This is a genomic window from Streptomyces sp. DSM 15324 (assembly GCF_001514285.1).
Lineage (GTDB): Bacteria > Actinomycetota > Actinomycetes > Streptomycetales > Streptomycetaceae > Streptomyces.
The window spans coordinates 310,777-333,192 of the sequence record NZ_KQ949032.1 but is presented as its reverse complement, the minus strand read 5'-3'; the positions used below and the strand labels follow the sequence as shown (position 1 = coordinate 333,192).

General features: G+C 68.9%; 21 protein-coding genes and 2 pseudogenes. 6 read left to right on the top strand and 17 right to left on the bottom strand.

The genetic code is table 11. The features are described from left to right. Positions 1 to 14: 14 nt before the first annotated feature. The 7 genes and pseudogenes from AQJ58_RS29510 to AQJ58_RS46040 all read right to left on the bottom strand — a co-directional run. Entirely contained in the window at positions 15 to 1,385 is a 1,371-nt protein-coding gene (locus AQJ58_RS29510) for an FtsK/SpoIIIE domain-containing protein (protein WP_067255624.1), read from the bottom strand. 5 nt (positions 1,386 to 1,390) lie between these two features. Continuing rightward, positions 1,391 to 1,738 carry an SCO3933 family regulatory protein gene (locus AQJ58_RS29505; protein WP_067255623.1) on the bottom strand — a complete coding sequence of 116 codons (348 nt, stop codon included), beginning with the start codon at positions 1,736 to 1,738 and terminating at the stop codon, positions 1,391 to 1,393. Positions 1,739 to 1,917: 179 nt separating this feature from the next. Then, positions 1,918 to 2,739: an integrase gene (locus tag AQJ58_RS29500; protein ID WP_067255621.1), complete on the bottom strand. Its 822-nt coding sequence runs from the start codon at positions 2,737 to 2,739 to the stop codon at positions 1,918 to 1,920. Continuing rightward, a complete protein-coding gene (locus tag AQJ58_RS29495) occupies positions 2,736 to 3,587 on the bottom strand; it encodes an RNA polymerase subunit sigma-24 (protein WP_067255619.1) in 852 nt (283 codons plus the stop codon). The genes AQJ58_RS29500 and AQJ58_RS29495 overlap by 4 nt, the downstream gene beginning before the upstream one ends. Before the next feature lie 160 nt (positions 3,588 to 3,747). After that, positions 3,748 to 4,149 (bottom strand): ATP-binding protein, encoded by a 402-nt coding sequence (locus AQJ58_RS29490; RefSeq protein WP_067255617.1) that lies wholly within the window; start codon positions 4,147 to 4,149, stop codon positions 3,748 to 3,750. 98 nt (positions 4,150 to 4,247) lie between these two features. After that, on the bottom strand, positions 4,248 to 4,739 hold the full coding sequence (locus AQJ58_RS46045) for a DUF5753 domain-containing protein (protein WP_420712191.1): 492 nt from the start codon (positions 4,737 to 4,739) through the stop codon (positions 4,248 to 4,250). 204 nt (positions 4,740 to 4,943) lie between these two features. Then, positions 4,944 to 5,075, bottom strand: a pseudogene (locus AQJ58_RS46040) (helix-turn-helix domain-containing protein); the annotation flags it as partial. Between the two features lie 343 nt (positions 5,076 to 5,418). Between AQJ58_RS46040 and AQJ58_RS41720 the strand changes: the two are divergent. Next, a complete protein-coding gene (locus tag AQJ58_RS41720) occupies positions 5,419 to 5,892 on the top strand; it encodes a hypothetical protein (protein ID WP_079079318.1) in 474 nt (157 codons plus the stop codon). Here the strand turns inward: AQJ58_RS41720 and AQJ58_RS29480 are convergent. The 3 genes from AQJ58_RS29480 to AQJ58_RS29475 form a co-directional block, all read right to left on the bottom strand. Beyond that, on the bottom strand, positions 5,834 to 6,640 hold the full coding sequence (locus AQJ58_RS29480; protein WP_107122187.1) for an IS5 family transposase: 807 nt from the start codon (positions 6,638 to 6,640) through the stop codon (positions 5,834 to 5,836). The genes AQJ58_RS41720 and AQJ58_RS29480 overlap by 59 nt on opposite strands. A 425-nt stretch (positions 6,641 to 7,065) precedes the next feature. Further along, on the bottom strand, positions 7,066 to 8,304 hold the full coding sequence (locus tag AQJ58_RS43540; protein WP_159056351.1) for a PIN-like domain-containing protein: 1,239 nt from the start codon (positions 8,302 to 8,304) through the stop codon (positions 7,066 to 7,068). A 760-nt stretch (positions 8,305 to 9,064) separates the two neighbouring features. Next, the gene (locus AQJ58_RS29475) at positions 9,065 to 9,382 is read right to left on the bottom strand and encodes a hypothetical protein (protein WP_067255614.1); all 318 of its coding nucleotides are present in this window, start codon (positions 9,380 to 9,382) and stop codon (positions 9,065 to 9,067) included. Between the two features lie 354 nt (positions 9,383 to 9,736). On the opposite strand from AQJ58_RS29475, the gene AQJ58_RS29470 reads away from it, so the two are divergent. The 4 genes and pseudogenes from AQJ58_RS29470 to AQJ58_RS29455 all read left to right on the top strand — a co-directional run bounded on the left by AQJ58_RS29470 (position 9,737) and on the right by AQJ58_RS29455 (position 13,817). After that, positions 9,737 to 10,156: a hypothetical protein gene (locus tag AQJ58_RS29470; RefSeq protein ID WP_234360333.1), complete on the top strand. Its 420-nt coding sequence runs from the start codon at positions 9,737 to 9,739 to the stop codon at positions 10,154 to 10,156. A gap of 502 nt (positions 10,157 to 10,658) precedes the next feature. After that, positions 10,659 to 13,089, top strand: a pseudogene (locus AQJ58_RS29465) (helicase-associated domain-containing protein). 93 nt (positions 13,090 to 13,182) lie between these two features. Next, positions 13,183 to 13,398 (top strand): type II toxin-antitoxin system VapB family antitoxin, encoded by a 216-nt coding sequence (locus tag AQJ58_RS29460; protein WP_053752751.1) that lies wholly within the window; start codon positions 13,183 to 13,185, stop codon positions 13,396 to 13,398. Then, complete coding sequence (locus AQJ58_RS29455) at positions 13,395 to 13,817, top strand: PIN domain nuclease (protein WP_067255610.1); 423 nt, start codon at positions 13,395 to 13,397, stop codon at positions 13,815 to 13,817. The genes AQJ58_RS29460 and AQJ58_RS29455 overlap by 4 nt, the downstream gene beginning before the upstream one ends. Positions 13,818 to 14,083: 266 nt before the next feature. On the opposite strand, the gene AQJ58_RS29450 is transcribed toward AQJ58_RS29455, so the two are convergent. After that, positions 14,084 to 14,776 carry a TetR/AcrR family transcriptional regulator gene (locus tag AQJ58_RS29450; RefSeq protein WP_079079316.1) on the bottom strand — a complete coding sequence of 231 codons (693 nt, stop codon included), beginning with the start codon at positions 14,774 to 14,776 and terminating at the stop codon, positions 14,084 to 14,086. Between the two features lie 117 nt (positions 14,777 to 14,893). Here AQJ58_RS29450 and AQJ58_RS29445 point away from each other — a divergent pair, with 117 nt between their 5' ends. Further along, a complete protein-coding gene (locus AQJ58_RS29445) occupies positions 14,894 to 16,096 on the top strand; it encodes an FAD-dependent oxidoreductase (protein WP_067255609.1) in 1,203 nt (400 codons plus the stop codon). Between the two features lie 80 nt (positions 16,097 to 16,176). Here the strand turns inward: AQJ58_RS29445 and AQJ58_RS29440 are convergent, their stop codons facing one another. The 6 genes from AQJ58_RS29440 to AQJ58_RS29415 all read right to left on the bottom strand — a co-directional run bounded on the left by AQJ58_RS29440 (position 16,177) and on the right by AQJ58_RS29415 (position 22,302). Beyond that, positions 16,177 to 16,971, bottom strand: coding sequence for a hypothetical protein (locus AQJ58_RS29440; protein WP_067255607.1), 795 nt, complete (start codon positions 16,969 to 16,971; stop codon positions 16,177 to 16,179). A 190-nt stretch (positions 16,972 to 17,161) separates the two neighbouring features. Next, positions 17,162 to 17,410, bottom strand: coding sequence for a hypothetical protein (locus AQJ58_RS29435; protein ID WP_067255605.1), 249 nt, complete (start codon positions 17,408 to 17,410; stop codon positions 17,162 to 17,164). A gap of 207 nt (positions 17,411 to 17,617) precedes the next feature. After that, positions 17,618 to 18,595, bottom strand: coding sequence for a DMT family transporter (locus tag AQJ58_RS29430; protein ID WP_079079315.1), 978 nt, complete (start codon positions 18,593 to 18,595; stop codon positions 17,618 to 17,620). Between the two features lie 273 nt (positions 18,596 to 18,868). Beyond that, positions 18,869 to 20,914: a copper resistance CopC/CopD family protein gene (locus tag AQJ58_RS29425; RefSeq protein WP_067255604.1), complete on the bottom strand. Its 2,046-nt coding sequence runs from the start codon at positions 20,912 to 20,914 to the stop codon at positions 18,869 to 18,871. 159 nt (positions 20,915 to 21,073) lie between these two features. Continuing rightward, a complete protein-coding gene (locus AQJ58_RS29420; RefSeq protein WP_067255602.1) occupies positions 21,074 to 21,838 on the bottom strand; it encodes an SDR family NAD(P)-dependent oxidoreductase in 765 nt (254 codons plus the stop codon). Beyond that, positions 21,835 to 22,302 carry a cupin domain-containing protein gene (locus AQJ58_RS29415; RefSeq protein WP_067255759.1) on the bottom strand — a complete coding sequence of 156 codons (468 nt, stop codon included), beginning with the start codon at positions 22,300 to 22,302 and terminating at the stop codon, positions 21,835 to 21,837. The genes AQJ58_RS29420 and AQJ58_RS29415 overlap by 4 nt, the downstream gene beginning before the upstream one ends. Positions 22,303 to 22,416 lie beyond the last annotated feature (114 nt).

The following is a 22,416-nucleotide window of genomic DNA, read 5'->3' as shown; positions in this document are numbered from 1 at the left end:
GGAAAGGGAGGTGGCTACTCGGTCACCGGGCGCACGGTCGGCGCGGGGGTGATGGGGGACATCGTTCCGGCGGGCTCGACGGCGACGGCGGGCCGGAAGGCGTCGAGGCGCGGAAGCTCCGGCACGAGGGCGGAGGTGGCGCGGCAGACGGCCGCGGCTTCATCGAGGGTGAGGTGCGGGGAGCGTGCACGGGACCAGCCGCCGGAGGAGTCGCCCACGATGGCGACGCCGGGGCGTTCGGCAGGGATGGCGGTTGCGGCGAGGGCCGCTTCCGGGGAGATGTCGGCGAGCGCCATGTTCGCCGACGATTCGTCGTTCACGCGGTGGCAGATACGGCCGGTGAGCTGGGCGCGAAGCATGGTGGCGCCCTTGCCGAGTTCGGAGCCGAAGCGCTGGCCACACACTTCCAAATAGATGCCGGCCGCGCGGCCGAGCTGGGCGATGCGGATCAGCTTGGTGACCATGGAGTCGCGTCGCTTCTCGTCGTCGCGGCTTGCGGCGAGGAAGAGTTCCGCCACCTCGTCGACGACGACCACGACCGGCACCGGTCGTACCTTCTCGGGCAGGCCCCACACGTCCGAGGTGAGGACGGTGTCCGGCCCGACGGCGGAGCTGAGCCCGATCAGCCGGAACCGCGCCTCCATTTCTTCCAGCAGGACGTCAAGGAGTTCGTTCGCCCGGTCCGGGGTGTCGGCAAGCGCCGACAGCCGGGGTGCGAACGGGGCGAGTTCGACACCCCATTTGCAGTCGATTCCGACGAGCACGACGGGTTGCCGGGCAAGTCCGCAGAGCAGGTTGCGCAGGTATACGGACTTGCCGGACTGCGTGGCGCCGAGGATGAGTTCATGCGGCACGGCGCGGAAATCCCGCACGTGCCAGCGCCCGTCATCCCGCAACGCCAGCGGCAGAGTGAGCAGGCCCCCGCCCTTTGGCCGCCGCAGAGGACGCCGTACGTCCGCGAGCACGTCCCAGCCGATCAGCCGCAGTTCGAGCCATCCGGGCTTGGTCGGGCGGATGTGGACGGCGTGAGCGGCCCATGCGTGCCGCAACCGGTCGGCGGAGGCGATGAAGTCCTCCGGTGCCTGCCCGGCCGCCATACGCAGCCGCATGACGAGTCCGGACCCGGTCGGCCGCGGGATGGTCCGCCGAGGCGGAACGGGGGCGGCTTCCCGTCCGACCAGGCGGGCGGTGGCCCGACGGACGGCGGAGGCCGGGACCGTCAGGCCGCAGGCGTCCATGGTGGCCCGGTAGGTGGTGACCACCCGCAGCGCGACCAGCGGATACCCGACGAGCCACCAGAACGCGACCGGCATACGCCGGCGCAGCACCAGCAGCGCAACGAGTGCCAACAGGCACAGCGTCAGTGTCCATACGGTGTCGGTCACTGCGGTCAGCCCCTCACCGGTGCCGGGGCGTTGACCATGACCGCGTCCGCCCGGTAGGCGATGCCGTGACGCATCCGGCCGCCGAACTCGCTCTCCCAGGGGCGGGCGACGAGGCCGGAAAGGATGACCGGGGCGCCCATCACCAGGCCCTCACCGATACCGGCCTCGGGAACGGTGACCTTGATCATGTCCGAACCGCCCTGCGCGATAAACACCAGCTCCAGGACCATGAGCCGCTGGTTCGTCGCCGGGTCGATGGCAACCTCACCGGTCTGACGGTCCTTCACCTTGACCTCCGGCAGCTTGGTGACGAGCAGCGTTGCGGCCGAGACGTCTACGGGGATGACACGCATTTCTTGAACCTCACTGGTTGGCAGTGCCCTGCTGGGCCCCGCTCGGACTGGATACCCCCCTAGACAGCACAGGGAGCGGCCCGCCCTAACTGTCTAGGGGGGTTGACGACCACAGTAAACCGACACCCCATCAACTGTCTAGGGGGGTATACGAGCGAGTCTCAGACGGCGGGCCGGAGCTACGGCAGAGCCCAGTGAAGGACGGTGGCGTCATCCCGGGCTTTGCCGCGCGGCCAGCGCTGCCCCTCGGGGTCACCGGCCTCCGCTTCTCGCACACGGCGGATCAACTGAGCGGGGCCGAAAGAGTCGACGACCGCCAATACTTCTCGCCAGGTGGTGAGTTCGAAGCGGTCGACGAGCCGGCTTGCCCCGTCGCTCAGCAGCGTCACGGAGGCCAGCGAGGCGAGAGGCGCCGTCCCAGTGAGGGCATGTTCGGCAGCTCGCGGGTCGGGCCCTGCGATCCAGAAGCCGCCCGGCCGGTTGCGGAGCTCCGTCAGGGCGTCGCGGTACTCGGCCAGGGCGGCGGCATGTTCGGGTGAGCCCGTGGGCAACGCGTCAACCGATCCGCGCAGCCGCTTGCCGACCTCGTCCAGCCGCTGATCAGTGACGGCGGTTGCCTGTCCCCCCTTGCCGGCCAGCAGGAGGGACGAGTCCCCGAGGACGAGGTATTCCAAGGCTCCGGTCCGGGCGCGTACGGCGATGACCGTGCTGGTCGGACTGGCCCGGTGGACCAGGTCGCAACCGTCCTCGTGCAGGGAACGGACAGCGCGGATCGAGTCGGCCAGGCACTCAGACAGGGGGCGGGCGGCATTCATCGTGATGGCGCTCAGCAGCAGCCCGCCCAGTGTGGAGGAGAACCAGGCGACGCCGTGCGCGCACCCGGTTTCCCCGCCGGCCACGCCCGCGCCGTCCAGGAGCACAGCAGCGCCAGGAGCGGCGGCGGCGAAGTCCTCGTTCTCTCGGCCCGGTTCGGCGGGCAGAGAGGCGAGGGTGACCCTCACGCCGCCGACCCCTCGTCGTGCCGGTAGAGGGGGGTGAGCAGTTCGACGGACCGCGGTTCGCTGGTCTCCGGGTCGTACTCGACGCCGACCAGGGTGGAGAAGCGATGCTCGCCCACCTGTCCCCACAAGGCGTTCAGGTCAGAAGCGAGCAGCTGCACCACACCGAGGGAACCTTGCGTGTGGATACCTGCGAGGGCAAGCAGCGAGCCCTTGCCATCGGGCCGGAGCAGCCTGCCGACATAGCCAACGTCGTACGGGCGGGCCGGATAGCTGTCCTGTCCGGACCGGTACACGGTGCCGGTTCGCCGGTCGGCGAGGGTCCAGGGTCCGTCTTCCGCCTGCTCCCAGTGCAGTACCGGATCCTGGGCGTACGTGTCCCACATCTGCTGAGACATGCGCGGGCCGCAGACGACGACCAGGCCTTCACGGTTGAGGTCGATCTCACCGCTCACCGGCACGTGCTCAGAGGTGACATCAAGACCGTAGGACCGCGCGAGGTCTTCCAGGCCCTTGCCGGAGCTGACGTCATCCACAGCGACGACCGTGCGCCCGCGTTCGTCGTCCCGCCGCAGTGGAGTCGCGATGACGACCGCCCCACGCCCGAAGAAGGCACCTTCCGGCGCCGGTCCGGTGTGGCGGATCTGGTGAATTCGCCCACGGCTCAGACCGGCCTTCGTGGCGATCTGCGCGTACGACAGCCCTTGAGCATGGAGGTCCTGAACCACTCGGCGACGAAGCCGGGCGAGTTCGGTCACCTCCTGCTGGGCATCGGCCAAACGGGTCGTGACCTCCCTCAGGAGCAGGTACGGATCTTCGATAGCCATGATGCGCTGCAACTCGTCCGACATGACTTCACCTCCTAGCAGTACCCAGGAGTCTAGGGCCCTAGACAGAACGGGCGCGAGACGCCGTCCCGATCGGACGCCAACCACATAGAACCCAGCCCTGCGCCGAGGCACGCCCTTGGGGCTCACCCTCTGCCGCCCGCAAAGCAAGCACGAGCCACCATCACGCGCCCACCCGCGCCAGGTCCGCCCAGATGCAGCGCCCGCCGGCGGGCCGATCCTTCACGCCCCAGTCTTTCGCGCAGGCCGAGACGAGCAACAGCCCACGCCCGCCCTGGTCCAGCGGAGCGTTCACACTCCGCACCATGGGCTCCTCGTCGCCGCCCTGGTCAACGACCTGAATCCGCACGACGTCATCGGTGAAGCCGACGATCACCAGGAACCATCCGCGGTACCAGCCGCTCCGCGTGTGCCGTACGGCGTTGGCCGCCAGCTCTCCGACGACCAGGACAGCATCCTCGACGAGGCTTGATAGCTCACCCTCCAGCAGGGCGGCGACGAAGTGACGGGCTTCGGCGACTTGCCAGACTTGGCCGGGGAAGATGCGGGACCACTCTTTGGGCATGCGGAACACTCCCTCTACGTCTAGGGGGCTAGACAATGCAGTCAGCAGAGTATTCCTAGGTGGAACCAGCGAGCCAGGCATCTTGAGGAATTATTCCTCTAACGAGTGGCGGAGCGGTCCAGGTCCCGGAAGTCTTTCATCACTTGGAGAAGGAGTTCCCGCACGTCAGACCCGAAGGTCGCGGCTTCCTCGAAGCGGCTGAACGTCTCCTCGTACGCGGCGACTTCCGCGGAGTCGTCCAGCACACGCTCACCGCGGAAGGTCTCGACGACGACCGCACCCGTGTCAGACAGGGTGAACCCATGACGAGGCATGACGGGTACAGCTTGACGCCAGGGGATGACGCCGAGTCGGACCGTGCTCAGACTCTCTACGGCCAGGAGCCGGTCAAGCTGGGCGAGCATCAGCGCAGGACTCCCGGGCCAGGTGCGCAATACACCCTCGGTCAGCACGAACACCGACTCGCGCCCAGGCTCGTACAAGAGACTCTGCCGCTCCACACGGGCAGCAACCGCACGACCGACACCCTCAGGAGTGGAGGCTGGCGCACTGTCGAAGACGTGCCGGGCGTACTCGGCGCTCTGGAGCATGGCCGGTAGGACGACGCACTGAAAGGAACGGATCAGCCGAGCCGACCGCACCACCCCGTCGAGGGTCGTCGCGACGGGTGCCTCAGTACCAGGAGTCTCGACAGCGTGCGGCGCGGCTTCCACGGCGCCCAGGAGGTCACGGACTTCCCGAGTGGTCGACTCATCGAGGCCGAGAGCACGAGACAGGCGATCCAGGACGTCAGCGCTGGGGACCATCCGGCCTGTCTCCACCTTCGACACGGTCGGTTGGCCGACACCGGCCCGCTGAGCCAGCACAGCACCAGTCAGACCGGCCTCAGCCCGGAGCCCACGAAGACGCGCCCCCAGCGCCTTCATCCGATCTTGCCGCGCACTCCCCATAACCAGGGTTCTACACCACGAGGCAACCGGAGCCGGACCCGTCAGCCGCAGTGATCATCACCAACCGCCACGACCATGATTCAAACTTTCTCCAAGGGTTCAAGGCGGCTCGCTCCGCTCCCCGCGCGCGGCCCGGCCCCCGGCCGGGCCTGCGCTCCTGCCTCCGTCCCGCTCCAGCCCGGCCGGCGACCGTGCCGCGCGCTACAGCAATCAGCCGCTTGCCGCCAGAGGCGGGTACGTCGTGGCTGGGGCAGCCGGCTCCACGGCTTTAGAGGTCGTTCGCTTTCCGAATGCCGTGTGCGGATTCTGCTGGTCAGGCATGAGATTGCGGCTGTGGCGGGAGTCTCGACTCGTTGCTGATCGAGTCGGCGTGGGGGTGGCGGATGCCGAGGAGGCTCTCAGGCTTCGGACGATCGGCCTCGAGCAGTATCTGGAAGCGCTCGCCGAGGAGCAGCCGGCCGAGACGGTCGTTGGCCCGTCGCCGAGGAAGCCGGTGGGCCCGCGCCGTGCGGTGCCGCATCGACAGAACGCGGCCGGGGTCGAAGACCTGTCGGTGGACTACCAGGCGGTGATGGCAGCCGCGGCCGAGGCCGGGGGTGACGGGCTGGGTGCCCGGCGGGCGGCCGTGGTGCTCGGCTGGGACAGTGCCTCGGCCTCACGCGTCGAGGGCGCGAGAGCACGGTTGAAGAGGCTGGTGGAACGGGGCTGGCTGGTGGAGACAAAGCCCGGGAGGTTCACCCTGCCGGCAGAACAGCGCACTGATGAGGCTGTGCGGCCAGGCGGCGGTTCATGAGGGCGATCATCGACCAGCGGATGACGGCTTCGCTCGTGTCGGTGCGTCGTTCGTAGTCCCGGACCAGGCGGCGGCTGCGCAGAAACCAGGCGAAGGACCGTTCGACGACCCAGCGGCGGGGCAGTGGCTGGAACCCGCGGACATCCTCGCTGCGGCGGACGATGTCGAGGACGAGCCCGAAATGCTGACTGGTCCAGTCGGTGAGGTGGCCGGTGTAGCCGCCGTCGGCCCAGACCCGCGCCAGCCGCCGGAAGCGGCCGGCCGCCGCTGGCAGAAGGGACCGGGCGCCGTCCCGGTCGGTCACGGACGCCGGTGTGACCAGCACGGCCAGGAGAAGTCCGAGCGTGTCGGTGAGCAGGTGCCGCTTGCGACCGTTGATCTTCTTGCCCGCGTCGAAGCCCCGTGAGCCGAAGGTGACGGTGGCGTCCGCCTTCACCGACTGCGAGTCCACGACCCCCGCGCTCGGCTCGGCGCTGCGGCCTTCACCGGCGCGGACGGCTTCCCGCAGCCGGTCGTGCAGCTCGGTTACCAGTCCCGTGTCCCGCCAGCGGGCGAAGAAGGCATAGACGCGCGGCCAGGGCGGGAAGTCCGCGGGCATCGCCCGCCACTTGATGCCGTTGTCGACGAGATAGCGCACTGCGTCGATCATCTGCCGGTGGCAGTAGCCCTCCGGACGCCCGCCGCGGCCCGAAAGCCAGCCCGGAACCGGCAGCAGGTCCCTCACCACGGCCCACTCGGCATCGCTCATGTCCGAGCCGTATCGGGGCCGGCGCTGCGGCCGGTCGACCGCGTTCCCGAACCTGTGGGCGAGGCAGTCACACCCACGAGTGGACGAACTGGACTCGGCCACCACGACCACGCGACACTTCGACAACAGGGCCTCTTGCTTCTCGCTGGACTCGACATCCGCGAGCTACCAAGAGGCCCTTCCTTCATGCACTCACCCCGGACAACTCACCCGAACCAGGGTCCCGTTCGAACCTGTCCGACCGTGCGAGCGGATAGAGAACAGGCAGTTACGGAGCCACTTTGGCGCGAGCCTCGCAGATCATGGCGCCAACGTCGTGCTTTACCGGGCAGGTCCACAGACTTCCCGAGGCGCCGGAAACTTACGGGGCCATGATCTTCGCGGTCGCGCCAAAGCAGTTCCCACCCAAGGCCGCTCCGCCGACCTCACGATGCTGAACCCTCCTTCCTTGCCTTGTATGAGCGGTCAAGAAGCGAACGCCGCAAAGCCTTGTTCTCGACATGCAAAATAAGGTCACCACCCAGACGGGCAGCTCCCTCGACAGCCTCTCGCAGTTTATATAGCTGAATTCTGTACATGTCGATCGCGTATTGATTTGATGAAATTCGATTATCCAGCACTTCTTTCGCTTCTGAGTCGTCAGGACTCTCGGCTCTTTCCGCGATCTTGCCTCTGAGTTCATTCTCTCTCCTCTCAATCACGCGGAGAAGGAACGCCTCATACTCGTCAACGATGGCAGAGCTCAATCGAAGAATATTGGCCTGCTCCTCGCCCTGCCGTCTAGCAATATTAGCTTGAGATAGGGTTTCACGGCTCACTGATACTGCGGCACCCAGCCTGACTGCCTCCAGGAAGGTGGCGAAATTAACGATCCGCAAGGATGCATCCGCACGCTGCCGCATTTCCTCAACCAACTCCTCACGCGGCCCTAGGGGGAAGTCGAGGCGTTTATTTATCCAGTCTTCCTTCTCGTCGTTGGAGACAATGAGAACAGATTTACCAACTTCCGCCGCTTTGATGAGAGTTTGTTCCCACCATAGGTAATCCCCGTCGGGATTAGTCCTTTTTGCCCTATCTTTGTATCCTGGAGGTATCCGATCATCCCGCCTGCGGGCAGCTTCGGCTTGCGCCTTGACGTATGCCTCTTTAGGGAGGGGCATACCAACCTTTCCATCGAAAAGCTTCGCCAGTGCCTTCAGTACGGGGTCATCGTTTAGAACTTTACTGATCGTTAGGTCGAATACTCCTTGATGGGTTTTGACTCGTTCGATAGCTACGCGAAAAGCATTTTCAAGCGGCTCTTTGAGCTTACTCTTTTCCTTGTCGTCGAGAGCTGATCGCTTTGCGAACTCGTTTAGTCTTTGAAGCGCTTGATTCTGTGCAGTCTCTAGCGACTTGCACGTCTCATCATAAAAAGCAAGTTGATCGCGTGCCGCTTCAATCCTGTTTCGATGAAACTCAAGTGCAACTTGATGTGGCACCCAGAGGTTTTCCTCCACGGTGAGTAGGCTTTTGATCATTTCATCTCTGGCGGTCGGTGTGACGCGATAAAGATCCAGCAGAACACTGGAATCGATCACAACTAGACACTCTTTGAGCGCTCGTGAGAGTTCATCTTTCTTCATTCGCCAGTGGCTTGAGAATGATTCCAGAAAAGAGCTCATTGGTATCCCCTCCTTCAATGATGCCTAAAATGGATCACGTGAGCTCACATGAGAATAGAGCACGCAGGGTGCCTTCAGGGGCCGAATGCCGCTGATTCTTGGCCTGACCGTGCGGAACGGGCGCGGACCGAATCGCTTCGGGAGGTAGGCCCTTGCCAGAAGCGTGCTAGACCCAATGGGGAGACCGGGGCATCGATTGGCGATCAACAGGAGCACTAGCACCTATAGCCACCCGTCAACAGCTCACCCCGGGCCACGAGACGCCGCCTTACAAACCAAGGGCTCAAGCGCCATTGCGCACGGATCGGGCCGTCGTGGCTTCCTCTGATCGACGCCACGAGTAGCGTGGCTGAGGTCGGTGGGGGTGAAGCGAGGCACACGCGTGCGGGGTCTGACGGCGCACCCGCCATCGTGGCTGACTGTCGTCGGCTGATGTGCAAACGGGTCCCCGGGTCAGCTCTGACGTGAGGGCTGCTCTGCGGCTTGTGAGGGTTGGTGGCGGACCTGTCAAGTCCGTTGCCGATAGCTGACACCACCGCCTGACACCAACAGCACCGGACGGCGGCGATCAGCCCTGAACCGCAGCGAACGGTCACCCGAGCACCACGGCTTGTTGACCAACGTCCCCAACCCCCTGTGACCGACCTGATAAGGATGAGGCCAGACCTCAAAGCCTGTGCCCGGCACTGCCGCCGTCCTCGATCGATGGACGGCGGCAGTGCCGATCCGCCCGGTCATCAAGGGGCCACCCACCTCACGCCTATGACAGCTTCATCCGCTCCGACTGAGCAGCGAACTGCCTGCGAACCACCGCAAGAGCAATCCACCCGGGCAGCAGCACGAGTACACCCGCCGCAGGCCACAGGCCACCCACCAGAACGCCGAAAGCCGTCAAGGAAGCACCGGACATGACTACAGCAGCAGCGGCCGACTCGGCCCGAAGCTGTCGAGGGGAGCGTCTGCTCGCCGAAGGCTTGACGAGCTGGCAGCCAAGGAAGACCTGCACGGTGTTGATCACAGCCAGCAGAGCAGTAAGCGCACCGAGGATGCCGAAAGCGAGCATGAAGGCGAAGGGCATGGCGTGAAGCTACACACTCAGAAGTCGAGCCCAACGCTCAGGCCAACATCCAGCGACGCCCGGCCGCACGGACGTGACCTTGTGCCAGATGCGTGCCAGATCGCGGGGAACCACGGGGAGCAGCAGGGACTGGCCCCCGGGTGCGGCCAGGGCCCCAACGTCACTCCACCCCAGGTCAGCGCAGCAACCGCCGCCAAGAAACCCAAGCTTCCCAAGCTCATGGCCAACCGCTGCCGGTAGCCTGGGCCGGTGTCAAGGGATCAGGGGTCAGAGGGTGCTCTTCAGCTGAAGTGGGAACTGGTGGGCCACGGTTGGGCCCGATGCCACCTAGCTGATGGCTCTCAGACAGCATCGATGATCGCCAGTTACTGCACTGACGCGTTGGCGGACCTCGTAGCAGGCACAGGCGGGCTGTACGGGCAGAAGCGTTCAGCCCGGTTCTTCTTCGACGCCGAGCCCCAAGAGCTTCGCTGGGTACTCCGCAAAACGGATGACGCGATCAACGTGACCATTTACAAGTTCCCCGACGTCGCCGTCAGCCCCGACCTTCCGGACTCCGACGGCACGGTGATGTGGCAGTCGACCCATCCGCGTCCCGCATTCGCTCACGCTGTTTTGGCTGCGGCCCACACTGTGCTCAAGGAGCACGACGAGGCCGGCTATCTCGCCAAGTGGGCCATGCATCCCTACCCAGTCGCACTGGTCCAGGACCTCCGCAGACTGCACATGCGCGACGACGTCTGCGACCTGCCCCACGCCCTGTCGTGCCCGTAGAGGGACGCGTTGCCGTCTCAGTTTCCGTCTCATTCAGCCCCGTTCACGACCGTTCAGCGAGGACCGCACGCCGGGTTCGTCTCGCGGTCCAACCGCCCATGAACGCAGGTGAACGCCCCCGCACCACGGCCTCCACCCCACCACCACAGTTGGAAAGCGTGTTGGGGGCAACCCCTCACGAGTTCGAATCTCGTATCCTCCGCAGCCGCCTGAACAGGCGAAACGAGGAGCCGAGCCGCAATCGCGGCTCGGCTTTTCCTCGTGCACTGGTTGCAGTTTTGGTTGCATTTACATCATCTCATTAAGGATATTTCGGCGAGCGGGTGGCCGGATCTTCTCCTGCCGTCGGCTCGTCTCGTCGGGCTGGGCCCGTCGGGGGGGGCGCCGCGGGCTCTGTCTTCGTACGACATCCGCGGATCATGGAACTGCGCCATCCTTGGCGTTGGCGCCGAAGCGGCTTCGGCCCGCCTGTGACGTTTCCTGTCTGTCGAGGTGCACCCTCATGAAGTCCCGATCGACGCTCGCGACCTGGCTGAGCGAACTCGACCGTTCCCGCCTGGCACGCGTACTCGCCATGCGGAAGGACGCGGCCTCCTCTCCGGAACCACGTTCGCTGGGGGAACTGGCGGACCGTCTCCAACGTCCGGGGTCCGTGGCACTCGCCCTGCCGCAACTCACGCTGCCGTGCTTGCAGGCCGCCGAGGCGCTGGCAGCCCTGGGAGCACGAGCGACCCGCGACAGCCTCGCGGAGTTGCTCGGCTCGACATCCCCTGCGGCGGTGCACGCGCTGGACGCGACCCTGGAGGCGCTGTCGGATCGGGCGCTCGTGTGGCACGACGGCAACGAGGCACTCCGCATGTCAACGCCCTTGCGGCAGGCGTGGAGCACGCCCCTGGGACTTGACGCCACGCTGGAGGAGCTGCTTGCCGGCACCACCTCGGAGGAACTGCGCGGCATGCTGGCGGTCCTGGGTATCAAGCCACCCGGCACCAAGCAGCAGCGACTCGCGGCCCTGGTGGAGCATCACAGTAACGCGGAGCGGGTCGCCGCGCTGGTGGCGGGGGCACCGGCGGCCACACGAAAGTTGCTCGAGCAGAGCGCCAGGTCCACGCCGCGTCAGTCACTGTTCGTCGTGTTCGGGGCTCCTGACCGCGACCTCCCACCAGGCGGCCGTTGGGCACTCGACCGCGGGCTTTTGCTCCAGGACCGTCACCAGTACGGGCCCGTCCGGATGCCGGTCGAGGTGGCCTTGGCTCTGCGGGGACCCGATTGGCACGCTCCGTTCGAACCTCTGCCGCCCGTCCCACAGTTGGTGCCCATCACCTCGGCGGAGGTGGAGCGGGAGACCGCGGTGGCCGCCACCGCGTTCGCGGCCCAGGCAGCCTCCGTCCTTTCGGCGTGCGCGACCGCCCCACCGGCCCGGCTGAAGTCGGGCGGGATCGGCGCGCGGGAACTGGCCCGGCTCGGCAGGGCCGCCCAAGCGGACGACGCCGTCGTACGCATCGCCCTGGAGACCGCGTACGCCGCCGGGCTGCTGGCCCGCGACGGTGATCGCGTACCTCCCACCGAGGCGTACGACACCTGGGCCGAGCAGGAGCCCGCAGAACAACTCGCCGTACTGCTCCGGGCATGGCGGGACCTACCGCTCACCCCCACCCGGGCGCGCGACGAAGACAACAAGGCGCTTCCGGCGCTCGCCGGTGCGCCTGCCTGCGGCGGCTGTCTGCAAGCCCGCCACGGGCTGCTCACCGCGGCGGCGGGGCTCCCGGCAGGACAGGGTGTGAAGGTCGCTTCGGAGCTGGGGCCGCTCGTGGCCTGGCACCGTCCGCTCGCCGACGACGCCTCGCCCGAGGACACGGCACCGTTCAACACCGTGATCCGCGAAGGCGAACTGCTGGGCGTGCTGGCACGGGGTGTGCTGTCCCCACTCGGTGCCCACCTGGCCGCCCACACCGACGAAGAGCTCGACATCACGGCCCGGCGGCTGCTGCCCCCCGCGACCACGACGGCCCGGATCGGCGCCGACCTCACCGCCGTCGTCACCGGCACCCCGTCCGCGCGACTCTCGGCGCTACTGGATTCGATGGCCGACCGGGAGACCAGTGGCACGGCGTCGGTATGGCGCTTCAGTGCCAGCAGTATCCGCCGGGCCCTGGACGCCGGCCGCGCCCCCGACGACATCGCAGCCGACCTGGCCGGTAGCTCCGCCACGGCCCTGCCACAGCCGCTGACCTATCTCATCGCCGACACCGCGCGAGGTCATGGACGGGTGCGCATCGCCCCCGCGGCCTGTGTCATCCACGGCGACGAACCCGCGCTCCTGGCCGAACTCGCCGCCCACCGCGCACTGTCCAAGCTCGCCCTGCGGCAGCTCGCCCCCACGGTCCTGGTCAGCGGCAGCCCACCCGCGACGACTCTCGCCACGCTCCGTGCCGCGGGCTACGCTCCAGTCGCCGAGACCGCCGGGGGAACGGTACGCATCGAAAAGCACCTGCCGCAGAGGGCCGCCGCTGCCGTCCCGCCCCCGCGAAGGAACGTCGGACGGCGCGGCCCCCGGACCACCGCAGCCCACGCCGCGGACATGCCCGCCGACGCCGGGATGAGCGTCCTGGCGGACCGGCTGCTCAAGGCCCCGCCAACCGCACCAGAACCCGACCCGTTCGGCAGCGGGGTGCCTTTCGCCACGGACACCGAGGAGATCGTCGCCGGATACGCGAAGCACCTGTCGTACAGCGACGTCCGCCAGATCGCCCATGCCATCGACACCGGTGCGGCCATCACGGGTCGAGTACATCGCCACCTCGGGCAACCGGACCGTACGGACCCTCAGCGACCTGGAACTCGACCCGCCCTACCTCGACGCCTGGTGCCACCTGCGCGAGGCGGAACGCGTCTTCACTCTCTCCCGCATCCATGGCGTGATGCCCGCATAGGACTCGACTGCCAAGGCCGGGTGCCCGGGTGCACACCTTGAGGGCACCTTGCAAGATATACTTAGCCCCACATTTGATATCTGGGAGGCGCTCGTGAGTCGGACGGTTATCGACCTGGACGACGACCTGGTCGCGGACGTGGCTAAAGCCCTCGGGACGAGCACCAAGAAGGAGACAGTCAACACCGCTCTTCGTGAGGTGCTGGAGAGCCGGCGTCGCGCTCTGGCTCTCGCCCGGCTGCGGGCCGCGGCCGGGGACGGCGCATTCGATCTGGAGCTGTTCGAGAACAAGGGGAACTACCGCCGGTGAACGCGGCCCAGTTCCTGATCGACACCAGCGCACTCGCTCGGTTCATGCGCGAGGATGCGGAGCAGTACGGCTGGGACCAGGCGGCAGCCGCCGGGCTCATCGCCACCTGCCCGATCACCGAGCTTGAGTTCTTCTACAGCGCCCGGTCGGCCGCCGACAGGGCGCGCGGCATCGAGGACATGCGCCTGATCTTCGGTTGGGTTCCCGTCGACGACCGCGCCTACGACCGCGCCTGGCAGGTCCAGGAAGCACTCACCAAACAGGGAAAGCATCGCAGTGCGGGTGCGGTGGATCTCGTCGTCGCCGCGACGGCCGAGCTGCAAGGGCTCACCCTCCTGCACCGCGACCACGACTTCGCCTGCATCGCGGGGGTGACCGGCCAGGCTCTCCAGTGGTACGGCCCGGAGAGCGGCAAATAGGCCGGCGATGGTTGCAGTTCTGGTTGCATTCACCTCCGTACAGCACCGTTCAGGAGCCCCACCCGCCACAGCCGCACCGCAGGTCAGAACGCTCCCGCACACCCCTGTACCCCCAGACGAACATTTGGAAAGCGTGTTGGGGGCAACCCCTCACGAGTTCGAATCTCGTATCCTCCGCCAGTGCCTCACCGGGCACGATGTCGAAGGGCCCCACCGTTCGCGGTGGGGCCCTTCGACGTTGTCCGTCCGGTTTCCGTCGCAGTTTCCTAACTACGGGATGCCGGCAGCGAGGTACCAGCGCGGGCGCATTCGCCACCCAGCAGGTAACGCACCGCCGTTTCCCCCAGGTCGACGACGAACCGATGGTCGTCGACCGGAACGGGCGTGGCGAATCCGGGGCCGTATGCGACCCGGATCATCGAGGCGGCAAAGAGGGTTTCGAAGCTGGACCAGATGGCGGCCTCCGGGTCGGCGTGCGTGATCCTGCCCGCCAGGGGGCGCAGGACCGTCGCGAACCCCTCTCCGAGCTCTCGGCTGTGACGGGAGCCGCGCCGCTGGACCTCTGGGTGTGCGGCCGAGGTGAGGACGACGGACCGGAGGAACCGTGCGTGGCGGAGCGAGATGCCGATCATCTCCGCTACCGCTGAGCGGACGAGCGCGTCCGGCTCCAGTCCGGCCCAGTGGTCTCCGTCGGTGAAGACCTCCTGCTCGGCGCGCAGGCGCGCGATGCCGTGCTCGTAGACGGCCAGGAAGAGGGCGTCCTTCGTGCTCGTACGGGCGTAGATGGCGGGAGGGGCGACTCCCGCGCGATCGCACACGGCCGCGATGGTGAACGCCTCGTAGCCGCCGTCCTCCAGGAGCTCCACCCCGGTGTCGAGTACCCGGTTCCACGCCTCGCGGCTGCGGCGCTGTTTCGGCGGCCGGATCTCAAAGTCATCGGCGGCAGCGGTCTCTGCCACGACCCCGTCCTCCCCGGCTCGACTGCCTGACGTCTTGACAAAACTGTAGCGCCCGCTACGGTTCCCGACTAACAGTAGTGGGCGCTACTGTTTTTTCGTGGACTCGGAAGGTGTCGCATGTCCTCCACTCCAGCCCGGCCCGGTCGGGTAGCCGTTCTCGGTGCCGGTCCCGCAGGCATGGCCGCCGCGCTCGGCATCGCGCAGGCCGGCCACGATGTCGTCGTCTACGAGCGCTACCGGGAGGCCCGGCCGGCCGGGAACATCCTCAATCTCTGGCCGCCGCCGCTGAAGGCGCTGCGCTCGCTGGGGGTGGACACCACCGACCTCGGCGCCCCCACGGACACCGAGTTCCGCAATCTCCACGGCAAGGTCCGCGTCCATGTCAAGCTCGACGCGGAGGTCAAGCGGGATTACGGCGGCGGCTTCATCGGCCTGCTGCGACCGGAGCTGTACGAGCGGATGCTCGCCGCCATCCCCCAGGACATGCTGCGGTTCAACCAGCGTGTCGACCGCATCCGGCAGGACGACCGAGCGGTGACCCTGCACTTCGCCGACGGCCACACCGCCGAACACGATCTGCTCGTGGGCGCCGACGGCATCGACTCGCTGGTCCGCCGCACGCTGTGGGGCGACGCCCCCAAGCGGGAACACCGCCTGCACGTCTTCGGCGGCTTCACACTGACCGACGTCCCCGGCACCCGGCCGAATATGTCGGTCCTCACCCACAGCGCGACGGTGCAGGGCAGTTGGACCTCGATCAGGCACAGGGGTCGCGGCGGCCACCAGTGGTGGATGCTCGCCGCCACCGACCCGGACGCCCCCGCGCCGGCCGACCTCAGAGCCGCCGCCGCTCTGCTCGCCACCGGATTCCCCGCTCCGCTTCCCGGGCTGATCGAGGCGACCGACCCCGCACATGTGCAGCGCTGGGTGCTGCGCGACCGGCCGCGGCTGAAGCAGTGGAGCAAGGGGCGGGCCACCCTGGTCGGAGACGCCGCCCACCCGACCTCGCCCTACGCCGCCTATGGCGCGGGCATGTCGATCGAGGACGGCTACTTCCTCGGCAAGGTGCTGCGCGGAGTCGACCTCACCGACCTGACCGCCGTCCGCGCCGCCCTGCAGGCGTACGAAAGCCCGCGCAAGCCGCACACCGCCCGCCAGGTCCAGCAGGCCTGGATGCTCGGCAAGGTGTTCCACCACACCCCGGCCCTGCTCCGGCCACTGCGCGACCTCGTGTTCGACCACACCCCCTTCCTGCAGAGGGTCGCGGGCGACACCAACCCGAAGGAGATCAACAAGCAACTGGCCCTGATCGAGGACTGACCGGGCGTGTGGTCCGTGATGTGGGTTTGGCCGCCGGTCACTTTCCGTGCCGGTTCCGGATGGCTTCGCCGGTCCTGGCCCTACGGCGACTCCTTGGCGGGCCGATCCCTCACCTTGCGCCAGCGCGACCGGGTCTGTTCGACGATGCTGTCCCACTCGCGGCCGACCTCGTCCTCGGACGGGCGCCGGCCCTGCCGGATGCGGAGGAGTTCGTCCCGTACCTCGCGGCCCAGGCCCGCTGCCACGACGAGGACGAGCATGGCGCCGAACAGGGCCGAGGCCATTCCGAAGACGGCGCCGGCCGCGCCGTACCGCGAGGCGTAGGAATTGAAAACGCGCGGCAGATAGACGGTCGCGACCACCGAATAGACCGCGGTCAGGACGGCCGCGGAGACCGCGAACGGGAGCAGGGCCGCCCCGGTGAGCCGTTTCGCGGAGAGGATCCGGCCGCTCCAGGTGAGGAAGGCCGTGGTCACCGGTACCTCGCACACCGCGGCCGCCAGCCCCAGGCGTCCGCCGCCCAGAACCACGTACAGCCATCCGATGACCCCGGTGTAGAGGCTGAGTACGCAGATCCACCACAGGCCGTAGCGCGTGTTGCGCACCCCGAGCGGCTTGAGTTCCCAGGTCTGCTCGAACAGCCGCTGCATCGTCCGGGAGAAGCTCAGCACCGAGATCGCCAGGAACACCGTCTCGAAGAAGCCGACGCCGACGCTCGTGGATTCGGCGGAGAACACCGCCCGGACGGCCTCGGCGCCTCCGCCGGTGAGCCCGTAGCGTTGGATGATCCGGTCCGCGGACTCTCCGCCGAAGACCGCACCGCTCAGCACCGCCAGCGGGATCAGCGCGGTCAGCGCACCGGAGGCCAGAGCCATCGCGCGATCGAAGCCCGCGATCTTCTGGAACCGGTTGACGACGCGCAGGACGAACGCGGGACGGAGCCAGAAGGTCAGCGTTCTGATGAGCCGCTCGCGGTTGGTACGCGCCGTCCTGCCCTCCGTCCGTCGTCAAGATCCGTGTGGCTCGTGTGGGGAACATATTCACAGAAACGTGGGCGAACCGGCCTCACGGCACGGCTCCGATCGGGACCGACACGTCTGCGGCCCCGGTGGCGTCGGTGGGACCTTCGCCTCCCGGGGGAGGGCCGGCCACGCCGAAGGGCATGTTCCGCGGCACCAGCAGCTGTTCTGCGCTGACCAGGCACAACGCGAGCAGTGACGGCGCGGCGAGGACGACGGCCGACGCGGCTACGACCTTCAGGATGCCGCTCCGCCCTCCCGCAGCCGGAGCCGCCCCGGCCGGTCGCCTCGCCATCCCTGTCCTCCATCAGCTCGCACCGCGCCCGCGAGGGCCCCGCCCACGTCTCGACGGTTCCTGTCCGGCCCTTCCCGGGTCATCACCACACGGGCTCGATCGGGCGGCAACCGGGCGGCCACGGACGGGTGAAGAGGCTGCTCCGATCGCCGACCGGAGCAGCCTCTCGTTCACCGCCGAAGGCGCACCGCCCGCCGCCCGCCGCCGTCAGGACCGGGGCAGTTCTCCCTGACGGCGGCGGCCGCCGGTCGGGACGGCCAGCAGGGCCAGGGACAGGGCCAGGACCGTCAGGCCGGTCCAGGAGACGGCCGGGAGTCGCTCGCCGAGGACCGTGACGCTCAGCACGGCGGCCACCGCGGGCTCGGCCAGCGTCAGGGAGGTCGCCGCCGAGGCGGACGTACGGCGCAGCCCGTGGCCGAAGAGACGGTAGGCCAGGCAGACCGTGAACAGGGCCAGGTAGCCCGCCACCGCCGCGCCACGCGGCGTGGTGATCCACCGCAGGTCCACGGCCGCGAGGAGCGGCAGGACCAGTAGCCCGGCCGCGCCGAACAGCACGCCCATCACCGCGTCGGAGGAGTGTCCGCGCGTGATCAGGTCGCCGCCGATCAGGGAGTAGACGGCGTAGGACAGCCCGGCGCCGGCTGCGAGGACCACACCGGTCAGGTCCACCGGCGTGGTGGTGCCGGTGAGTGCGGGGCCGAGCACCAGCAGGGCGCAGCCGAGCACGGCGGCCGTGGTGGCGACGGTCCAGCGCGCGGTCGGGCGGGACCGTCCGGTGAGCCAGGACAGCAGCCCGGCGAAGACCGGCGCGCTGCCCAGGGCGATCACGGTGGCGATCGCCACCCCGGTCCGGGCGACCGCCGGGTAGAAGGCGACCGGGTATCCCGCCACCGCCAGGGCGCCCACGGCGAGCAGCCACCGCTCGCGCCGCGTGCAGGCGGCGGGCAGGGAGCGGGCGCCCCGGGAGACCAGGAACAGCAGGACTCCGCCGAGGGCGAGCCCGGCGGAGCCGATGGCCGCCGCGGGCGCGTCGGCGGGTGCCAGGGAAGCGGCGGTTCCGGTCGTGCCCCAGAGCACGGCCGCGAGCAGGATGGGCGCGGGGCCGCCGAGGAGGGCGGTACGAGAGGGGCGCGGGCCGGCGCCGGAAGGGCGCGCGGGGGTCAGGGGGGTGGTGCGGTTCGGCACAGTCGTGAACTTCCGTCGTCGAATGCGTCAGGGACTGGATCCGCGTCGGGCGCACGACGACACCCCTGACCGAGCTCGGCTCGGTGGGGTGTGTGCAGAAGTCAGATGTCTGCTGTCAGGTGTCTGCTGTCAGACGTCAGCTGACAGATGGTCAGCTGGCGGCTGTCGGCTGTCGGCTGAGTGGTCCGCGCCCGTCAGGCGCAGAGGGGCGGCAGAACGACGTGCCAGTAGGTGTTCACGGGGCTGATGCTACCCGCGCCCGCCCTGATCCCGTCAGCGGACGATCTGTACGTCCTTCACCACGCTCACCTGGTCGACGTCCGTGGCCCGGATCGTCGTCTTCATCTCCCAGGTGCCCTCGATGGGCAGACTGACCTTGCTGGAGGCCCAGTAGCCGCCCCGGTCGACCAGCTTGGCGTCGAGCGGGCCGATGTCCTGGCTCGGCAGGGTGAAGGAGATCCGCAGCTCGGGGACGGTGACGAAACCGCCGTCGGGGCCGTAGACCACGGCCTGGAGGGTGTTGTCGCCGACCGTGCCGGGGTCGAGGGTGACCTGCACCTTGCCGCGCAGTCCGGGCTTTCCGAGGTCGAAGGGGACGATCGTCACGGAGGCGACCGGCAGTCCGGCCGACTGCTGGGTCGTCGCCGCCTCGGCCGCCGCCCGGCCCGGCAGAGTGCCGGTCAGGATCGTCGTCAGGACGAGGACGACGACGGAGACGGCCACCTCCAGCAGCACCGACCGGCGCAGCGCACGGCTGTGCGCGGACTCCGCCGGGGTGAGGCGCGGGCCGGTGGGCGACGGACGGTCCGGCCGAGACGGGTGGGCGCCCTCCGCGGCGGGCGTCGAGGGGGCTGCGGTGCCGTCCGCGCCGGCGTCTGGGCCGGCGGCGGCCTTCAAGGGCTGCTCCCCCACCGGTCCCCCGACGGACATCCCGTGCGCCGACGTCCCGCCCACGGCCGCCTTCTCCAGCACCTTGGCCTCCATCGCCGTATCCGTATCCACCTCTGTCTCCGTCTCCGCCCCCGTCCCCGTCTCCGTCTCCTTCTTCGTCTTCGTCTTCGTCTCCTCCACCGTCACCGCCGTCTCCTCCGCCTTCGCCTTCTCCGCCGCCGTCCTCTCCGCCTGCGCTTTCGCCTGGGCTTTCGCCTTGGCTCTCGTGCCTCTCGCCAGGTTCGCCTGGCTGGTCACCGTCGCCCGCGACCACGCCCCCGCCGCCAGCAGCACCGTGACCGCGACCAGCTTGGCGAGGAGGACCCTGCCGTACGTCGTGTCCGTCAGCGCCGACAGGGAGCCGAGGCCCCGCCAGGACTGGTAGACGCCGGTCACCACGAGGACCGTCACCGAGAGTCCGGCCAGCCGGGAGAAGCGGGTGACCACGCGCGAGGGGACGGAGGCGCGGGGCAGCAGCGTGAGCAGGGCGACCAGGCCGCCGAGCCAGACCGCCATGGCGAGCAGGTGCAGCACCGAGGAGGTCATCGCCAGGGGGACCTGGATGCCGGCCGAGGCGTGTTCGGCACCCGCCCAGGTCAGCGCGAGGCCCACCGCGAGGGCGGAGCCCAGCACGAGGGCCGCCTTCGACGGCTCGGGGCGGCTCCGCTGCCGTAGGAGCAGGGCCACCGCCGCCGCGAGCAGCAGCAGGCGCGCCGCCAGGGCGAGGCCGGGGCGGCCCTCCAGCGTGCGGAGCAGCCCGGAGGGGTCGAGCGCGCCGGCCGGGCCGGTGCCGGCCTCGTAGGGCGCGCGCAGGAAGAACAGGAACACCGTCGAACCGGCCAGCGTCCAGGCGCCGATCAGCAGCGGCCGGCGCAGCGGGCGGGTGTCCGGCGGGCGGCAGACGGCGACGAAGGCCGCCGTGCCGACGAGGAGGGCCGCCGCGATGTACGCGAGGTAGCGGCCGATGTTGTAGAGGCCGTCGGTCACCGGGTCCTCGGTGGCGTCGGACGGCAGGACGGCCAGGGTCGGGGAGGCCTTGCCCACGGAGAAGGTGAAGGCGCCCGACACCGGGTGGCTGTCGGCCGAGACCACCCGCCAGGCCACGGTGAAGGTGCCGGTGCCGAGCTTCGTCGGCAGCTTCACCCGCACACTGTCCGAGCGGCCCGCCACATGCCCCGCCTCACCCAGCTTCACCCGCTGGTTCTTGGGGTCGAGGAGGCGGAAGGAGTCGTCGACGAGGCCGACCGACTCGGTGAAGGTCAGAGTGATGCTGCGGGGACTGTTCTTGACGACGCTTCCGTCGACGGGATCGGTGGAACGGAGCGCCGCGTGCGCCGAGGCCGGTCCGCCGCCGAGGAGGAGCAGGACCAGCACGGAGCCCAGCAGCATCAGCCCCTGAAGTCGCCTTCGTCCACTGCCGCGTCGACCGCCATCGCGCCCTTCGCTCACGTCACCGCTCCGAACTGCCCGGGCTGCCCGGACTCCAGTCTCGTGTGCTCGGGGACATGTACGGATGGGCATGGCATCCTTCTCACCCGCTCGGGCCCCCTACCAGGTCGGCCGGGCCGTCACCCCGCCGTCCACCACCAGGTCGTGGCCGGTGACCCAGGCCGCCAGCCGTGAGGCAAGGAAAACACAGGCGTCACCGACGTCCTCCGGGCGGCCCAGCCGGTCGAGGGCGACCGCCTCCCGCCACCGCCGCACCCCCTCCGGCCAGGCCTCGGCGAGGCCCTCACGGTCGATCAGACCGGGAGAGACCGTGTTGACGCGGATGCCGTGCGAGCCGTACTCCAGGGCCGCCGCGCGCGCGTGCATCACGACGGCGGCCTTGGCGGCGGCGTAGTGGGCGTGGCCCGGGGCGGGCAGCCGGGCCTCCACCGAGGCGATGTGCGTGACGCTGCCGCCGCCCCGCTCACGCATGACCTCGGCCGCCGCCTGGGTGAGGGCGAACACGCTGGTCAGATTGGTGTCGACGACCGCCCGCCAGTCCGCCGCCGACATCCCGGGCAGCGCCCGCACCGGCTGGACGCCCGCGTTGTTGACCAGCGCGTCGAGCCGTCCCCCACCCCACTCGGCGCTCCGCGCCACCAGTTCGCGACACTCGTCCTCGACGGTGAGATCGGCGCCGGGCACGACGACCGCCCGCCCGCCGCTCTCCTCGATCTCCTCGGCGAGCGCGCGGGCCGCCCCGGTGCTCGTCCGGCAGTGCAGGGCCACCGCGGCGCCCTCCTGCGCGAACCGGCGCGCGATGCCCCCGCCGATTCCGCCGCCCGCACCCGTGATCAGGGCCACCCGGCCCGCCAGCAACGTCATGGACGGCACAGTCCCGCGATCTGTGCGGCCCGGTCCGGATGGCGCGCCGTCAGGTCGGCCGCGTCCCCGTGCTCGTAGTCCTCGTAGGTGAAGCCGGGGGCCATGGTGCAGCCGAAGAAGGTCCAGGCGCCCGTGGTCCGCCCTCCCATCCAGGTGCGGGCGGGGACCGTGAGCTGAAGGTGCTGCCCGCCGCGCATGTCCGGCCCGAGCACCGCCGTACGGGAGCTGCCGTCGGGGGCGAGGAGCAGCAGCTCCAGCGGGTCGCCGAGGTAGTAGTGCCAGACCTCGTCGGTGGGCAGGCGGTGCAGGGCCGAGAAGTCGCCCGCGGCGAGCAGCACGACGATCGCGGAACCGGCCGGGCGCCCGTCGGGCGCCTCGGGTCCGGCCCAGGTACGGCGGAACAGTCCGCCCTCGCGGGGTATCGGTTCGAGTCGGTAGTGGGCGATGAGGTCTTCCGGGGTCAGCGGGGCTCTCACGTCGGCAGGCTATGGCCGTCGGCGGCGCCACGGGAACAGCACCCGCCGGACGGCATGGCGCGCCACGGGAACGGCAGCCGGCTCTACGAGAACAGCAGCCGG

Coding starts and splice junctions, on each gene's coding strand:
- AQJ58_RS29505 (WP_067255623.1), bottom strand. CDS start 1,738: ATGCGTGTCATCCCCGTAGACGTCTCGGCCGCAACGCTGCTCGTCACC.
- AQJ58_RS29495 (WP_067255619.1), bottom strand. CDS start 3,587: ATGTCGGACGAGTTGCAGCGCATCATGGCTATCGAAGATCCGTACCTG.
- AQJ58_RS29490 (WP_067255617.1), bottom strand. CDS start 4,149: ATGCCCAAAGAGTGGTCCCGCATCTTCCCCGGCCAAGTCTGGCAAGTC.
- AQJ58_RS46045 (WP_420712191.1), bottom strand. CDS start 4,739: ATGCTCCAGAGCGCCGAGTACGCCCGGCACGTCTTCGACAGTGCGCCA.
- AQJ58_RS41720 (WP_079079318.1), top strand. CDS start 5,419: ATGAGATTGCGGCTGTGGCGGGAGTCTCGACTCGTTGCTGATCGAGTC.
- AQJ58_RS29480 (WP_107122187.1), bottom strand. CDS start 6,640: ATGAGCGATGCCGAGTGGGCCGTGGTGAGGGACCTGCTGCCGGTTCCG.
- AQJ58_RS43540 (WP_159056351.1), bottom strand. CDS start 8,304: ATGAGCTCTTTTCTGGAATCATTCTCAAGCCACTGGCGAATGAAGAAA.
- AQJ58_RS29475 (WP_067255614.1), bottom strand. CDS start 9,382: ATGCCCTTCGCCTTCATGCTCGCTTTCGGCATCCTCGGTGCGCTTACT.
- AQJ58_RS29470 (WP_234360333.1), top strand. CDS start 9,737: ATGATCGCCAGTTACTGCACTGACGCGTTGGCGGACCTCGTAGCAGGC.
- AQJ58_RS29445 (WP_067255609.1), top strand. CDS start 14,894: ATGTCCTCCACTCCAGCCCGGCCCGGTCGGGTAGCCGTTCTCGGTGCC.
- AQJ58_RS29440 (WP_067255607.1), bottom strand. CDS start 16,971: ATGGCTCTGGCCTCCGGTGCGCTGACCGCGCTGATCCCGCTGGCGGTG.
- AQJ58_RS29435 (WP_067255605.1), bottom strand. CDS start 17,410: ATGGCGAGGCGACCGGCCGGGGCGGCTCCGGCTGCGGGAGGGCGGAGC.
- AQJ58_RS29425 (WP_067255604.1), bottom strand. CDS start 20,914: ATGCTGCTGGGCTCCGTGCTGGTCCTGCTCCTCCTCGGCGGCGGACCG.
- AQJ58_RS29420 (WP_067255602.1), bottom strand. CDS start 21,838: ATGACGTTGCTGGCGGGCCGGGTGGCCCTGATCACGGGTGCGGGCGGC.